The sequence below is a fragment of the Brevibacillus sp. HB2.2 genome (genome assembly GCF_013284275.1).
Classification (GTDB): Bacteria; Bacillota; Bacilli; order Brevibacillales; family Brevibacillaceae; genus Brevibacillus; species Brevibacillus brevis_D.
In genome coordinates this window covers 69163-84895 of the sequence record NZ_JABSUV010000021.1, presented here as the reverse complement: position 1 = coordinate 84895, position 15733 = coordinate 69163, and the positions used below count along the sequence as shown (strand labels likewise).

Annotated in this window: 17 protein-coding genes and 1 pseudogene; 12 read left to right on the top strand and 6 right to left on the bottom strand. The window is 41.0% G+C overall.

Features of this window, described 5'->3' with window-relative positions; genetic code table 11:
* Positions 1 to 47: 47 nt before the first annotated feature.
* Positions 48 to 332: pseudogene (locus HP401_RS29920) on the top strand (hypothetical protein); the annotation flags it as partial.
* Positions 333 to 388: 56 nt separating this feature from the next.
* On the top strand, positions 389 to 958 hold the full coding sequence (locus HP401_RS16745) for an SF0329 family protein (RefSeq protein WP_173605793.1): 570 nt from the start codon (positions 389 to 391) through the stop codon (positions 956 to 958).
* An 81-nt stretch (positions 959 to 1039) separates the two neighbouring features.
* Here HP401_RS16745 and HP401_RS16740 read toward each other — a convergent pair whose 3' ends face one another.
* The 4 genes from HP401_RS16740 to HP401_RS16725 form a co-directional block, all read right to left on the bottom strand.
* Entirely contained in the window at positions 1040 to 1621 is a 582-nt protein-coding gene (locus HP401_RS16740) for a type 1 glutamine amidotransferase family protein (protein ID WP_173605792.1), read from the bottom strand.
* A gap of 106 nt (positions 1622 to 1727) precedes the next feature.
* Positions 1728 to 2060, bottom strand: coding sequence for an AzlD domain-containing protein (locus HP401_RS16735; RefSeq protein ID WP_173605791.1), 333 nt, complete (start codon positions 2058 to 2060; stop codon positions 1728 to 1730).
* Positions 2051 to 2785 (bottom strand): AzlC family ABC transporter permease, encoded by a 735-nt coding sequence (locus HP401_RS16730; protein ID WP_173605790.1) that lies wholly within the window; start codon positions 2783 to 2785, stop codon positions 2051 to 2053. Before HP401_RS16730 ends, HP401_RS16735 begins: the two co-directional genes overlap by 10 nt.
* Positions 2786 to 2867: 82 nt before the next feature.
* Positions 2868 to 3677: a TrmB family transcriptional regulator gene (locus HP401_RS16725; RefSeq protein ID WP_173605789.1), complete on the bottom strand. Its 810-nt coding sequence runs from the start codon at positions 3675 to 3677 to the stop codon at positions 2868 to 2870.
* Positions 3678 to 3829: 152 nt separating this feature from the next.
* On the opposite strand from HP401_RS16725, the gene HP401_RS16720 reads away from it, so the two are divergent.
* The 8 genes from HP401_RS16720 to HP401_RS16685 all read left to right on the top strand — a co-directional run bounded on the left by HP401_RS16720 (position 3830) and on the right by HP401_RS16685 (position 11914).
* The gene (locus HP401_RS16720; protein WP_173605788.1) at positions 3830 to 4537 is read left to right on the top strand and encodes a DNA alkylation repair protein; all 708 of its coding nucleotides are present in this window, start codon (positions 3830 to 3832) and stop codon (positions 4535 to 4537) included.
* 123 nt (positions 4538 to 4660) lie between these two features.
* Positions 4661 to 5365, top strand: coding sequence for an ABC transporter ATP-binding protein (locus HP401_RS16715; protein WP_173605787.1), 705 nt, complete (start codon positions 4661 to 4663; stop codon positions 5363 to 5365).
* A gap of 2 nt (positions 5366 to 5367) precedes the next feature.
* Positions 5368 to 7692 carry an ABC transporter permease gene (locus HP401_RS16710; RefSeq protein WP_173605813.1) on the top strand — a complete coding sequence of 775 codons (2325 nt, stop codon included), beginning with the start codon at positions 5368 to 5370 and terminating at the stop codon, positions 7690 to 7692.
* A 126-nt stretch (positions 7693 to 7818) separates the two neighbouring features.
* The gene (locus HP401_RS16705) at positions 7819 to 8211 is read left to right on the top strand and encodes a DUF1259 domain-containing protein (RefSeq protein WP_173605786.1); all 393 of its coding nucleotides are present in this window, start codon (positions 7819 to 7821) and stop codon (positions 8209 to 8211) included.
* Between the two features lie 148 nt (positions 8212 to 8359).
* Positions 8360 to 9160 (top strand): TatD family hydrolase, encoded by an 801-nt coding sequence (locus HP401_RS16700; RefSeq protein WP_375140434.1) that lies wholly within the window; start codon positions 8360 to 8362, stop codon positions 9158 to 9160.
* 276 nt (positions 9161 to 9436) lie between these two features.
* Positions 9437 to 9838: a hypothetical protein gene (locus tag HP401_RS16695; RefSeq protein ID WP_173605784.1), complete on the top strand. Its 402-nt coding sequence runs from the start codon at positions 9437 to 9439 to the stop codon at positions 9836 to 9838.
* 479 nt (positions 9839 to 10317) lie between these two features.
* Complete coding sequence (locus HP401_RS16690; protein ID WP_173605783.1) at positions 10318 to 10848, top strand: RNA polymerase sigma factor; 531 nt, start codon at positions 10318 to 10320, stop codon at positions 10846 to 10848.
* A 112-nt stretch (positions 10849 to 10960) separates the two neighbouring features.
* Positions 10961 to 11914 (top strand): hypothetical protein, encoded by a 954-nt coding sequence (locus HP401_RS16685; protein ID WP_309145134.1) that lies wholly within the window; start codon positions 10961 to 10963, stop codon positions 11912 to 11914.
* 185 nt (positions 11915 to 12099) lie between these two features.
* Here HP401_RS16685 and HP401_RS16680 read toward each other — a convergent pair whose 3' ends face one another.
* On the bottom strand, positions 12100 to 12843 hold the full coding sequence (locus tag HP401_RS16680) for a suppressor of fused domain protein (RefSeq protein ID WP_173605781.1): 744 nt from the start codon (positions 12841 to 12843) through the stop codon (positions 12100 to 12102).
* 165 nt (positions 12844 to 13008) lie between these two features.
* Positions 13009 to 13935: a GNAT family N-acetyltransferase gene (locus HP401_RS16675; RefSeq protein WP_173605780.1), complete on the bottom strand. Its 927-nt coding sequence runs from the start codon at positions 13933 to 13935 to the stop codon at positions 13009 to 13011.
* A 354-nt stretch (positions 13936 to 14289) separates the two neighbouring features.
* Here HP401_RS16675 and HP401_RS16670 point away from each other — a divergent pair, with 354 nt between their 5' ends.
* Positions 14290 to 15069: an aminoglycoside adenylyltransferase domain-containing protein gene (locus HP401_RS16670; RefSeq protein ID WP_173605779.1), complete on the top strand. Its 780-nt coding sequence runs from the start codon at positions 14290 to 14292 to the stop codon at positions 15067 to 15069.
* 36 nt (positions 15070 to 15105) lie between these two features.
* Positions 15106 to 15678 (top strand): hypothetical protein, encoded by a 573-nt coding sequence (locus HP401_RS16665; protein WP_173605778.1) that lies wholly within the window; start codon positions 15106 to 15108, stop codon positions 15676 to 15678.
* The last annotated feature ends 55 nt before the right edge of the window (positions 15679 to 15733 follow it).

Genomic DNA, 15733 nt, shown 5'->3' with positions numbered 1-15733 from the left:
CCTTAATCACGTATAGACCAATAACAAGACGAATCTCGGTTATATGAGTAAAACATGATCCATATAGTCCAAGTCCGATTTATAAAGACATCCAAGCATATAATCCTTATGCAAATAAAGATAATTTATCAAGTTATGATATGATAGCGAAGTATTTACCGGTCTTTCATTTCAAAAAGCTTGTCGATACAATTAGAGCTGATAGCATAGACACATATGAAGATAACGTAAACTTTCAAGTGAGCAGCGAGGTTTGTGGTGGTATGCTACTTTGTGCTACTTACGGAACAATCTATGCCAATAATAAGCTAGAAGTTACGCATCATTGTTAATAAAAGAGTAACTGCCGTAAATACTGGCAGAAGGCTTTGTGAACATAGGAGGATACATGTCCTGGAGCAAATTGAAGAAACAACTGGAGAGCTTTCTCTGTCCTGCGTTAGATGGAAGGGTCGAATACAGTGCAACCGCTTACCGTTATTTACCTGATAAAGCCGGAATTTGTTATATTGCCGTAGATAAAAAGAACATACTTAATATGAAAGATATAACTAGCTCAATTAAATGGTATCAGACGGAGCAGGAAATTAAGAATGATTCAGATATCCAAATTCCTATCAGCAATGAAGAAATGGAAGCAGTCAGAAAAGATACCAAGGGGACCGTTCCGGAGGATCGTCTAAAAGTAATTGCAAGAAATAGAAAAATCTCTGAATATGCTAAGGAGCTTTTGTCAGCACAGTCATCATTAAGTAAATCAAATTTTATCGTTGTGGCTAATCAATTTTTATCTACTTCGATAGAGGAAAGCATAGAGAGCAATGATATCCTATTGAATATTCTAGCCTTGGTGGACAGAAGGATTGGAAAAAAGAGGATTTTAAATATGTCCGAGAAGATGAAGTTAAAGCATCCAATTGTGCAGTATTTCTATGAATTACGGCTTAGTACATTATGAACCGAAGACCATGAGTATCTGAATAAAAAAGGAAAGCACCCAAGCGTGAATGCTCTCGTGCTTTCCTATCAAACCAAACTGTTAGGAGGGAAAGTAGCCCTTTTTAAATAATTCGTACCACTGATTCAATTCATCGCCTTCTAATACGCCCAACCTCTCCAAGATATGTCTTGAAAACTCCAATGCGCCGCTTCCATTCGCAGTGATGAGATTCTCGTCCCAGATTGACTGACCCTCTACATAATGTTGATCTCCTCTGTAGTTCGGAGCCCCTTCCTTCAAATAAGGTAACGTATTGCCTGTATGTTTATGATTGTCCAAAAATCCGTGATTCCCCAAAAAAGTCGTAGCATCACAGATGGCAGCGACAGGCACATCCTTTTTCACACAATAATCAACTACTACTTTTGCGTGCTGATTCTTTTCTTCTCTCCATCCCGTTCCGCCAGGGATAATTAACATGGCGATATCCACATTCGGATTGAATTCGCTTACGCTATAATCTGGAAGGACCGTTAACCCACCCATCGAAACTTTAGGTTCCTGATCAATGGCGATTGTCTTTACACAATATCCTGTTCCTGGCTTGTTTAGCTCTGAACTGACGTAACTTGCCTCCCAATCAGCAAAACCATCCGTAATAAAAATCAACACTTCCTTCAAAGTGATTCCCTCCTTGTAACTTCATGTACAAATGAATTGTAAAACAACTTCACTGACAGTTATGGTCAGGAAAGAAAACGGAAATCACATGAACATCTTGAAGCGATCAAGCCGGAAACAAAAAACGTAATACCATCACGACAATAATCCCTGCGAGAACAGTTACCAATAAACTACGTGTTTTTATCGCTATGAAAAAGGTGGGTATGGCTGCTAAAAGTTCAACATGATTCGTAGAAAAAGAAATATTTTCACCATTTTTAAATATCTCTTGCGCTACTAGAGCAGCCATAACAGATATGGGGACATAACTTAACCATCTTGTTGCCCACTCTGGCAATTGAAAACGACTCAGTACCATAAGAGGAAGGACTCTAGGGATGAATGTAACAATAGCTGTTCCTACAATGATCAAAAAAACATCCCATCTTACTTCCATTTTTCCAACACCATCCCTATCGTTGAAGCAAAAATTGTAGCAACAATAACTCCCATACTGCTAGACAACACTGAACTGGCTCCCACAGCAATAACAACTGCGATCATCGCAACAACCACATCACGTGCAATTTTTTTGCGACTTAACATCGAAAGTACCAGAAGTCCAATAAACATCGCTGTCAAAGCAAAATCCAAACCTAATCTTTCAGGATTTGAAATCCATTGTCCCAAAAATGCTCCGGCTATATTGGCTGCGCACCAGTTTAGATAAGCCGTTATATTTAGACCGTGCATCCATTTTTCACTAATGTAATTCTTTTTTGCAGCTTCGTTGATCGCAACACCAAACGACTCATCGGTAAGTAGTGACCCTACCAGCATGTTTCTAAGCGGAGAAAGATGTCGAAAATATGGTGCCAGGGCTGCACTAAGTAAAAGATGCCGAAGATTAACAAAGAAAATGGTAATAATAATGGTAGTAATCGAACTGCTTGCTACCATCATTCCGGCAGCGATAAATTGGGCGGAGCCAGCATAAAGAATTAAACTCATCAGGGCTATTTCAGCTATACTCAGACCCGCTGTCCTTTCGATAACACCAGCAGCAAATCCAATACTTAAATAACCGAGTAACGTAGGGACACAATCCTTTACACCTTGGAGAAAAGTATCCTTATCTCTTGAATCTGCCACCGTTTCGATTTGGTCATTTGCCAGTCCCATTTTATCCCTCCTTCGTCTTATTTACATTCAGGGCGTTATTGTGATAACTACTATGAAAAAATGAAAGAAAATACGGTTCAAATTACTTGAACCGTTTTCCTGTAACCACGTGGAACAGGTCAGGATGGTTAATCCAGACAGCTTCGGCTTTCTCGGGGCCAACTTCCTTAACTAATTGCGCAAACATAATGTCGTGCCTGATGTACTCCACTGCTACTAATACAAGTGCTGGGTCTTGTGTTTTTATAGCCCATGCAGCGGTATTTGGAGCGAAATTTGCTATTAATACTTCTTCATTGTCCCGGGAGACAATAGTTAAACGACCACTCATACGTTCCTCTGCTACTTTCGGAGACATGTAATCATGATGAGTGGTTGCCCCCAACTCCGTATCGGGTGCTCCAAACAACATAGAAAATACAGGAACACCTTCTTTTACCCGCTTATCTACGTCCTGTTTAATAAAAGAAATCTGTGGTTGCCAAATCGATAACCATAGTTCTTCTCGGGCTTTGTTTATTATATCGACCATTTCTGTGATAACCAACTCATCGGTACTAATGCGTCGAACTACGTCTACTTGCTGTTCACTTTCTAATGCAGATAGATTTTTTTCAAGATAATCAAATGATTGCTCGAAGGAATTACGTAATCGCGTGATTAATTCTTTTGCTGGCAAAGGAGAGTAGGTCAGAGGTTCAGACGGTACCGTATAAACTGCTCCTTTATCTAACAATTTCCCCAATACCTCATAAATCATGGAGCGCGGTACACCCGATCTTTTACTAATTTCATATCCAGTTATAGGAGACTGCTTTAAAAGTCCGATATATGCTTTGCACTCATATTGTGAGAATCCCAATTTCTGAAGCTCTTTATAGATTTCATCCAAAGAAAGCCACCACCTTTCATGCTTACCTTTAGTCTTTCGTGGTTATGATAATAACCTCTATGTTTTATGGTAGTTATTATAATAATCACTAATAATCTCGTCAATCATTTTCATTATACTTTGAGAGAAACCAGCGAAAGAAGGGTTATACGATGGATGTAGGGATGGTCATGCAAGAGCTTGAAGCTCTCGGCAAGGAACGAACCAAGAAAATTTATCTATCCAATGGCGCTCACGAACCACTTTTTGGCGTGGCTACAGGCGCTATGAAGCCCATCGCGAAAAAAATCAAGATCAATCAACCCTTGGCTGAGCAGCTTTACGCTACCGGGAACTACGACGCCATGTATTTTGCTGGTGTGATCGCAGACCCAAAAGCAATGACCAAGGCGGATTTTGATCGGTGGATGGATTCCGCTTATTTTTATATGCTGTCAGATTATGTGGTTGCCGTAACCTTATCGGAAGCAGATATTGCCCAAGAAGTTGCCGATCAATGGATCACAAGCGGCGAAGAGCTCAGAATGTCTGCGGGCTGGAGCTGTTACTGCTGGCTTTTGGGTAATCGCCCCGATCATGAATTTTCCGTAACCAAACTTGCCAATATGCTTGAAACTGTGAAAAAAACGATTCACGATGCTCCCGAACGCACGAAATACGCTATGAATCAATTTATTTATACCGTGGGAACCTCCTATTTGCCACTCCACGATAAGGCGGTCGAAATCGCGAAGGAAGTAGGTCCAGTAGAAGTCCAAAAAGACAAAGCAAAAAGCAAGTTCCTAAACGCTTTCGATCATATTCAAAAGGCAGTAAGTAAAGGTCAGCTTGGCTTCAAACGGAAACATGTGAGGTGTTAACAGCGCGAACAAACTCCTTCTGGAGACCGAGGTCAAAATACATCGACTGCGGGATGTAACCACTTCTACTTGGTATATTATGGTAGGTAAGCTTCGAAATTTAGATACGAGGAGATGTAATCCGTGAAGACGTTAATCGAATTCAAAAAAGTAACGAAAGAATACAAAATCGGAGAAGTGCCAATCAAGACGCTTAATGGTGTTGATTTTTCCATAGCGGAGGGGGAATTCGTCGTTATTTTGGGTGCAAGTGGCGCTGGTAAAAGTACGATTTTGAATTTGCTAGGCGGAATGGATACGGCTACCTCAGGTCAAGTATTTATTGGCGACCAAGAAATCACCACATTCAACGAAAAAAAATTAACGCAATTCCGCGGTGAGAAAGTTGGCTTTGTCTTTCAATTCTATAACTTAATTCCGAATTTAAACGCTCTCGAAAATGTTGAATTTGCCACAGAGGTATGCAAAAACCATCTGGATGCGAAAGAGATTTTACATAAAGTTGGATTACAAAATCGCATGAAGAATTTCCCTTCTCAGCTCTCTGGCGGCGAACAACAAAGAGTTGCAATCGCGAGAGCTGTTGCCAAAAATCCTTTGCTTTTACTTTGTGATGAACCAACCGGAGCATTGGATTATCTGACAGGTAAGTCCGTCTTAAAGCTTCTCCAGGATTTGAACAAAGAAACGAAAAAATGCGTCGTATTGGTCACACATAATTCCGCCATTGCTCCAATGGCTGACAAGGTGATTAAGGTGAAAAGCGGGATGATTGAAAGCGTTACCATTAATCAGGAAAAGCAAAGTGTGGAAGGGATTGAGTGGTGATCATGAAATTATTTTTAAAATTAGGAAGGGATATCAAACAATCGATCGGGCAATTTATCGCCTTTGTTTTGGTTATCGCAGTAGGAGCCTTTTTCTATGGAGGGCTCGTAACTTATAGCAATAATCTTAGTACTTATACAGAAGGTTATTTTCAAGAACATAACATAAGCGACCTGTATGTATTTTACAATCAAATATCCCAAAATGATGTCGCTGTTTTAAGTGAAATAGAAGGCATTAAAAAAATAGAAGCACGTTATACCTTTGATGCCACGCAAGCCTTTGAAGGCGAAAAAGCTTCATTGAAGATTCATTCCATCCCTGTCAAAAACGAGATTAACACCATTACTCTGATTGAGGGCAAAATCCCGTCCAAAAAGAATGAGATATTAGTGGATTCGCGTTATGCAAAAGAACATCTTTTTCAAGTCGGTGATGAAATCAGCATTCGTGCGAATGAAAGAAATTTTACATTTACCATTAGCGGTCTGGGTGAGAATGTCGAACATGCCAAAAAGAACGAAATACAAGACCATAAAACCTACGGAGTCGCTTATATAGCCGAAGAGACCCTCTCTGAAATCTTAGGTGGCCTTTCTTATAATGAGATCATGATCGATGCTACAGAAGGTTACGATATAGACAAATTAGGTCAATCCATTGAAGCACAATCCAAGCACCTTCCTTATGTAAATCAAGTCAGAAAAGAACGGACTTTCAGCTATTCGAAAATGAATGAAACGATCCATAACAATAAATTGATGAGTATGGTTATCCCGTTCGTTCTCTTTTTGATTGTCGCCATTATCCTGTTTCTTACCATGTCGAGAATGATTGATTCTCAAAGAAACCAAGTAGGGATTATGAAGGCTTTAGGTGTCAAAAACAGAAGCATCATGCTTCATTACATGGGATACCCTGTGCTGGCTAGCATCATCGGCTCAATCATTGGTTGTGCGATTGCCGCACTCGTATTTGTTCCATTCGTAACAACATCGAGTGCAAGAGCCTACTCTCTGCCTGGCATTACATACTCCCTTTCTTTTTACACTTTCATTCCTCCCATTATTTTCTCCAGTGCTTTTGGAATCCTGGCGTGTTACTTAAGTGGTAGAAGCATATTAAAAGAATGTGCGGCTCAGGCTATGCGTCCCAAACCGCCAAAGAAGATGAAAACACTATTGATAGAAAGAATTCCAGGTATTTGGAGTCATATTTCCTATAGCTACAAACTCATCTTAAGAAACATTTTCCTCAATAAACAAAAAGCTATAGCGAGCTCCATTGGTGTTGTTGTAAGCACCGTCTTATTGATCACTGCTTTTGGTACTCAATCTGCCCTGCAAAAAGTAGCGAGTCAAATGGAAGAGGTTTATACGTATGATTTACGAGTAGATTATATGCTAGGAACATCGATTGATACAGTAAAGCTCCCCTCCGGGATAAAAAATGGTTATTCTTTATCCACCTTTCCTGTTGAATTCATAAAAGGTGATGAAAAAGATAATGCCACTCTCGTTGTTACTGAAAAAGAAAACACTCTCATTCATTTCTTTGACGAAAATAATAATCGGATCACGCTAGAAAATAATGGTGTGCTGGTACCGAAATCCTATGCCGACAAATATCATATTTCAGCAGGAGATACGATCCCTATCACGTTCAAAGCACCAGAGCTTCAAAACAAATCTGTAGAGATGAAGGTTTTACATATATCTACGCAGTATTCGAATCCTTCGTTTTATCTCACACCAGACTATTTAAAGAGCTTTGGCATAGACTACAGCCCAACCTCGCTTTTCGTTGAAGCAAATAGCTCTGCAGATCTTATAAGTGTTCGTAACTTCTTTGAACAAGACCCTCATGTAAAAGCCCTTGCAGATAGAGATGATCTAAAGAAAACCGCGGAATATATTTTGAAACAAAACAATTTCGTATTTATCATGTTTATTGTTTGCGCCGTCATCCTCTCTTTTGGCGCGATATACTCGATCTCTTCCATCAACATTTATGAAAGGAATCGCGAGCTTGCAACCCTTAAGGTATTAGGCTATCAAAAACATAAAATAAACCGACTTATCTTTTTTGAAAACCTGATACTCACTACATTTGCGATCCTTGTAGCTTTACCGATAAGCAGTTACGTTTATTCCGTGATTGTCAAAGCACTGTCTAGTACCCATCAACAAATCCCGGATCAATTAACGATTCCTATCCTGTTAGTTTCTGTTATTCTTGCCTACTTGCTAACGATTCTGTCCAATTTGCTACTTCAAAGAAAAGTAACCAACATCAATATGATTGAATCATTAAAAGGAGTTGACTAAAGAGCTATTGACCTCTTCTGACGCTCTGTCCTTACTCGTTTCAACCTCAGCAGAATAGGCCATTATCCGTTTCCGTCCTGTACCTGTCTTCATACGATAAACAAAAACACAGGGGGGAAACGAGGAATGCCCAAAAAAGCCTCGCTTTGCGAGCAGTTCTCCAGAATTATCAGGGGGCAATCCGGCTTTGCCGGCGGAAAATGCGTCGCGACCATCAATCGAAATCAAATAAAAGCGACCATTTTGGGGAAAAGATTTCGTGTGACGTCTTCTTTTTCGTTCGAATCCTTGAATCCAAAAACGGGCAAAGCACTCTGTTTAGGGAGAGCCGCGTTCTTGCAGAAAGAAGTCAATCCGTTCATTACAGCCATCCGGAAGCAAGGCATACGAGTCTCGTCCATCCGTAATGAATGGTTATTCGATCGTCCCCGCTTGATTTATGTAAATATGGAAGCAGTCGATAGACCTCTGGCTTTCGCAAGAAAAGTAAGGAGAGCATTGGATGCCATTCCTTCATGAGAATAGAAAGAAACGAGTCCTCTCTGTCACAACAGGGAGGATTTTTCGTCTATAGAACTTAACAACTCCATCAGCTATAATGAAAAACAACCAAAAATGGGAATTTTAGCGAAAATCAGCACACACTCATACCTGTTACTAGGAAGGATTGATTCTCTTGGATACACAGATCATCGATATAGGCGTAAACCTGATGCACCGCTCCTTTCAACAAGACCGCGATGAAGTCGTTGCCAGAGCAGAGAAACAAGGAATATCCCCATTAATTTTGACGGGGACAAGCTTGAGAAACAGTATAGATGCCTCCCGATATGCGAGTCGCTCCAAAGGAAAACTGTACACTACGGCAGGTATTCATCCTCACGATGCAAAAAGCTGTGATGAATCGACGATCAAGAAATTAAGAGAACTGGCATCGCTTCCCCATGTGGTAGCGATTGGAGAGTGCGGGCTGGATTATAACCGTGACTTCTCCCCCCGTGATGTTCAAAGAAAGTGGTTCATCGAACAAATCTCCCTGGCTACAGAACTTCAACTGCCGTTGTTTTTGCATGAACGCGATGCTCATCTTGATTTTGTCTCAATTCTCAAAGAGCATCGTCAAACTATCAATCGTGCGGTTGTACACTGTTTTACCGGAACCTCCAAGGAATTGGAAGCCTATTTAGAAATGGACTTCCATATCGGGATTACGGGATGGATTTGTGATGAACGACGTGGGAAACATCTTCGGGAGCTTGTCAAAAAGATTCCGTTGAATCGTTTGATGATTGAAACGGACGCGCCATTTTTAACTCCTCGTGATTTGCAAGAAAAGCCTGTGGATGGTCGGAATGAGCCCATGTATTTGAGACATATTTTGCACGCGGTCGCGGGGTGCATGGGATTGAGCTCCGAGGAAGTAGCCAGCGCTACTACCAAGACTGCGAAAGAATTTTTTAACGTATAGGTCTTCCTATATTAATCGGCACATGTGGAAAATGTACCGGATGTTGATCACGAAGGACATATCATAGTTAGTTATTCGCAAGAGGGACTAGTGCCCTCTTTTGGTTTGAATATATATGTAATTTATTGGTATATTTGTAAAATAACAAAAGAACCTAGTAATAATAAGGTGGTGTTCTATAGACAAATTTTGGGGGATCATACAATTCTTTAATCATCGTAAGAAAATGAGTGAGATGCCTGTTTAACTCAAGTAATTTAAGAAGGAAGGAGCATCATGATGAATATTTTTTCGTTAATCATAAAATTCTTTGGTATAGGTTTTATCATTATAGGAGCTTTAAAAATGGTAGGGTTAATAACCATAGAGTTCAAAAATATTTTCAGCCTTTCGCTAGCTGGTTTTTTCTTTGTACTATTCGACTTTATTAGTCATTTTGTTGAAAAGTCAGATAAAAAAGCATTAACAAACACATTATCATATTTACGGGTAGCAACCCTTTTTTTATCAATAATGACTATAATAGTAGTTCCATTTTTCCCCATTAAATGGAATACTCCTTTTCTTAAAGTTATAACTGATTCACTAGTTTATTTAAGTTTAGGAATAGTAATTTACCTTATTGGTTCTAAGGATAGACACGGAAGCAAAATAAATACTTCTTCTGTAGAAAAATGAAACAAGCAGATCTGAGTTAATTACAGTGATCATTTTCTCTTCAAGAAGAAATCGTCCGAACAGGTATAACTAAAACATTCCCTATAATGTGGATCAGGTATAATCAACAGATTCCAGCTTGGGGTTGTTACCGATCGGTTTAACACACGAATTGAAATCACTCTTATGGGCTAGAACCGCTATTGGAGTGGGACGCGACTAATCTGCGTTCCGCTTTTTTATTTACAACTCTATTCCATCCCCATGCTATGCTTTACGAAAGGTGATCCAAGTCGCAACCATCCTAATTATCGACGATGAAATTCCAATCAATGAGCTCAATAAAAGAAATCTACAAGCAGTTGAACATAGAAATTGACGGATATGAGGTAGAACAAAGACACCTGACTGATCTTCCGGGGTGTCTCATTTTTTTTCATGAAAGTGAAAGATTGTCAGCAAAAACTCCGTCTATACAGTGACAAGGAGGTGGAACACCAGTGGATGATCATTCTGGTGCACGAATTGAGCAATGGTTTCTTACATACAGCCAAGATGTATATCGGTTTCTCGTCTATTACACGGGACGAACAGATATCGACGATCTGGTTCAAGAGACCTTTATTCGTGCCCTCAAAGCTATGCAGGGAACAGAGGTTGAGAATCCCAAAACGTGGCTGTTTGCCATAGCACGTAACGTAGCCATTGATGAGAGACGCAAGGCGAAGCTAATCAGCTGGTTGCCGGATATCTTCTTGCAGCATCTCGTGTCGCACGACAAAACACCGGAAGAGTCGCTGATATTAAGCGAAGACAAGCGTCTGCTCTATGAAATGATCAATCAGTTAAAGTCTTCTTATCGGGACGTGTTGATACTCAGAGGGATCAAGGGATTATCGAGCAAGGAGGCTGCGGAGGTTTTGGGATGGACGGAAGCCAAGGTCAATCTTACTTTGCACAGAGCAATAAAAGCGATTCAAAACAAAAGGTATGTTTCAATTGCGGAGGTGATGAACGATGCCATCATGTGATGAGCAGATCATTCTTGAAGAATTGAATCAATTCCCGGAGCAAATCCTTTCCCGAGAACGAAGCCAAGCCATATTAGAGGGTGTGCGAGAAGAAGGAGGTAGACTTCAAAAAGTGAACAAACGAAGAATGTACTATGGATGGATGGCAAAAGGGCTAATTACCTGCGGCCTGTTACTCGGTTTTTTCTGGATAAAACCATTTTCTGCACCAGCGGAATCGACGAGTAGTGCCGCAGCCTTGACTCCTGAAGAACAAATGTATTTTGCAGCTGCTCAAAAAGCCGTACAAGATGCGAGTGGCATTCAGAAGACCTTCCCATTTAGAGAGATTGAGAAAGACGCCGACTCCTATAGTGTACAGGCAAATGATGAAGAATCCAGAGAAGCTCTCGTAACTTTTAAGCCTGGTACCACAGAGGTTCTTACCGTCTTTGCGAGGTTTGCGATCAACGAATTACCGAAGCCCTATCATACATATGTACAGACTGCACAAGAAGCATTTAAGGATACGAAACAACAGGTTACCTTCCAAAAAACCAGTTTTTTCAAAAGTGAGAAGAAAGCATATTTTTCCTTTTGGACAGAAGACAAACAGTACGTCATAGTCGATCTCCCCACAAATAAAGTGTCTGATTTCACATTATATTACAACCTAGAAGACGTCGATCAAAAGATCATCTCCATCGCTCAAACAGCCTTGATGCGTTTATCCAATGAAAAGAATCTTTCCTTTACCCAAGCCAAAAAACGTTCAGACGAAAGGGAAGAGAAATGGTTGCTCATTAATAAACAAAAGAAATACGATGTAATGATCGGAGCAAATACAGGTCAAGTGTATAAAGTGAGCTATGAAACAGATAACTATAAAATCAAAGCATTAAATGAAGTCATTCCCGTAACCAAGCCACTTATTCAAGACATTTTTGGCATAGATATCTCTGGGTATACGGCTTACGGCGGCCGAGACTGGGGCGGCTATATTTTGAGAAGTCCGGGGAAACCAAGTTTCTCCATACAGCTTGGAAATGTGAATGTTGGTGATATTCATCGAATTGAAATTGAATAGGCAAAGACAACGTGACTGACTTGGCTCGCATAGCTGAGGAAAACGGGTTCTATATTATGTATGTGGAACCCGCTTCCCCATCGTACTTTTGTTAGTCGATCGACAGCTTCATTTTCAGCCCCTCATGCATCGCTCGCCAACAAGAAAACCCCTTTAGCTAAAAGGGGTAGGGAATTCATGAATGTTTACTTGCACGTATTTCTTCTATTCGGATTCAAAATCAGCGCATCATCGTCCAGCTCAAACAATTTATCCAATAGCGCATCCATGCCATGCTCCAATTTATATTCCATCTCTTCTTTATACAAAGGAATTAAGAAATAGGTATGAATCTTGTTTCCGTCCTTGGTAGGAATGACACTGATTTCTTCTGATAGCTGAAACAGAACGACTCCATTTAAACCCGTGCCATCCGCATACGGTTCATATTCCTGATAATTCGGTATCGTATGCCCGTATCCCAACCATGTATTGTAGTGATGGGGAAACCGCGCCAGCATCTTCATCAGTCTGATTGGCCAGTAGTTATTTTCATCCTGTAGCGACTCTTGTGTCAGCTCCCAGGAAGCTGGCAAGAATATCATCAGTTCTGCTCGCTCGATATTCTCTTCCATCTGCTCCTGTATTTCATCCGGGATCGTCATCGGTAAATCACTCATCCCATTCGTATACAGAACCCAAAATGGCTCTTCTTCTGTAGGGCTCATCACATTCACATCAATATGGATCGTATCGGAAATAATTTCGTGAAAAACACTGCTTTCTCTTCCCACAAATACTGTTTGAAAGTGGTTTCCGATTTCTTCTACATATTCCATTGGAGCTGGTGGTTCATACGTTGCCTGTTGGTCATATGTGTAAATGGTAGTGCCGTCCTTTGACTTTTCTCCGTTGTTCGTACCGCCGAATAGCTTTTTGAAAAAGTTCATCGCTGTTCCTTCCCTTCTTATCCTTCAGGTGCGTGGTCCTCTCTATTGTATCGGCATGAGATACATCCAACTTTTACCTTAACTTTTCATTTCTTGCAAGAGAATTCCGATTCAATTTGCATAAAAAAGAGGGAAGCCTCTCTAGCGCTCCCTCTTTTCGTCTTCTTATTTCAATTCTGTATAATATCTGATTTCTTCTTTCTCTACCTCAAATCCAACCGATTTGTATAAAGACATGGCTGATAGATTCGTCGTTTCAACCATGAGATACGCGGAGTTCAGCTCATGCGATTTTAGATATTCCAATGCTTTTGCCAGTAAAAACTTCGCAAACCCACGCTTCCTCCAAGGTTCTTGTACGAAAACATCCTCGATTACTCCCTCGTCTTCCTCTCGCCATGCCATCGAGCCAGCAGCTATCGTATCGTTATGACGAATCACCATCGATGTCCAGAGCGCTTTCCTCTTGTATTCGGACAATCGTTCAAGTCCTAATGGAGCATCCGGCCAGATCGTAGCTTCCACATTCAAGTAATCTTTTTCTTCCTCTGGTCTCTCCATTTTCCAAAACGAAAAGTCAAAGTCTTCGTCCAGCGTTAACACGGGAACAGGCTCCAGTAAATCTCGCTTCATTTGATACAAGCTATTCAAATGCTTGTAGCCCATTTGAGTGAAAAATTGGTTGTTCGCCGTTTCGGAAGAATCGTTGCCGACACATAGCATTGTTTGGTGCGTAGCTGGCAACGTTTCTCTTAATTGCAGAGCTCTTTGAAAAAGATGCTGATACACCTTTTCTAGCAAATCGGCGTCATTGTCTCGCTCCGGGAGTGTTTTTAGATTCACGAAGATCGAATGCTTGTTTTCTTCTGAACGTCCGGGAGGGATCGTATTTATGATACTGACTTGCCCCTTCGCGATCATTTTTCCATTTTCAAATGCACAATAGACATTACACCAATTTGCTTCTTCACCAACCCACCAAAACGCCGCGTTTTCTTTTGTAGTAACAGCTTGATATAGCTCGCCAAGTAACGGGAAGTCTCCCTTTTGAAAATTCCGAATAATTATATCCGTTGATAATTGACTCACCATTATACCCCTTTCAAAATCAGGGAAGATCACGGGTTTGCGGGCTACTTACGCGAGTTCCCCCTCAAAATTTTGCCCTTTGTCAGCATTCGCTCAATCACAATAAACGCCTCCTTTAACAATTATTCCCATCCAAATAATCATACCGTGTCCCTTATCAGCTATCAAACTATTTTCCCATCAAGTACAGGATTTATCTTGCGAGAAAATTAAAAACCAAGTAAACTTGATCTCATTTACTCGGGGTATGAAAATTATGGAAGACCCCAACGTGTTCAAGCCATGATCGACCATGCAAACGTGATGGTTGCAGGATGAACATCACGCGAATCTTGATTACCAAAAAGGAGCTTGCTTATGGACTCGAGAATCCCGGAAAGCGTTAGACCTTTATTACACGACTATACGAAACGGCTTATGACAGAACTGCCGAATGTCATCTATGGTGTGTATTTGTATGGTTCTATTGCTCTGTCTGGCTTCGAGGAAGATAACAGTGATATTGATTTTGTGACACTTTTGCATAGAGGGTTAACGAATGCAGAAATAGAAATGCTCAAGAATATTCATAAGGCTCTTCATAACACCAACCCATTCGCTAAAAGAATGGACGGCATGTATATCCAGCTGGATGACATCGGAAAAACCAATCCATCCTTGGAGCCTTATCCTTACGTTGACAGTGGGACATTCCAATCATCCGGCCACTATGATATCAATCATGTGACGTGGTGGATCCTCAAGCAACGGGGCATTACGGTTATGGGGAAAAGTGTTGAAGCATTACACATCCCTACCCAGTGGTTTGATGTCGGGGAAACGATGAATTACAACAAACATGATTATTGGTCACCGAAAGGAAAAAGCATGATGAAATTCATGCTCGATGAGTGGGTAGAATTCGCCGTTTTCACCTTATGCCGAATCGATTACGCGCTCGACCATAAAGACATTATTCCGAAGAGAAAAGCCGTAGAGCACGCTCTGCAAGAGTTTCCCAGCGAATGGCATCTCTTACTGCAAGAATCCTTGCGAATACGCTACCAACCAAATGATCCATCTTTATTTTCGAACAGAATTAAGCGGGCAAAGGAAACCCAAAGATTTATTCGCTATATTTGCGAGCCGAAGCTCTAACGCAAAGCCGCTTTGCGTAAAGAAGGAGATTTGCTTATGAAGATCATGGAGCATTTGCACCTAGAGCATTTTAGACAAATGGAACAACTCGAGCTTCAATACTATGATGCTGAATTTATTACACCGTACCAAGAGAGCTACAATTGGTATTTGTTTCGTCCCGATTCGGTCGTTGCGATCGAAGAGAATGGGCGCATCATCGCTTTTATGAACCTGCTTCCCGTCAAGCCGCATATTTACCTGCAAATTGCGCAAGGGACTTTTAATGACAGCCTGATGACGACCGCGGATATCGAAGATTTAACTACTTCTCCCGAACAAGTCTATTATTTTTTGTCCTGTGTCGTTGTCGATCAAGCCTATCGAAAAAGCCTTGCCTTGCCCATGATGCTGCATCATTATCTCGATGTACTGGCTCATGTCGAACAGAGTGGCTACTGCATTCAATCGATCATCATGGATACGATCACAGAAGCAGGCAATCGGTTCGCTCAGCGCCTTGGCATGAAGCATGTGTGCATAAGCGACCACGACTCTCATATACATGCCTCAGACTATGAGAGCTTCAAACAGCATGTGCACGCGAGTTATCCCCTGCGCTCCCGCTAAAGGCTTTGCATCGACCGTTCTCGAACCAGTAAAAAAGCAAATCCTCCATGAAGCA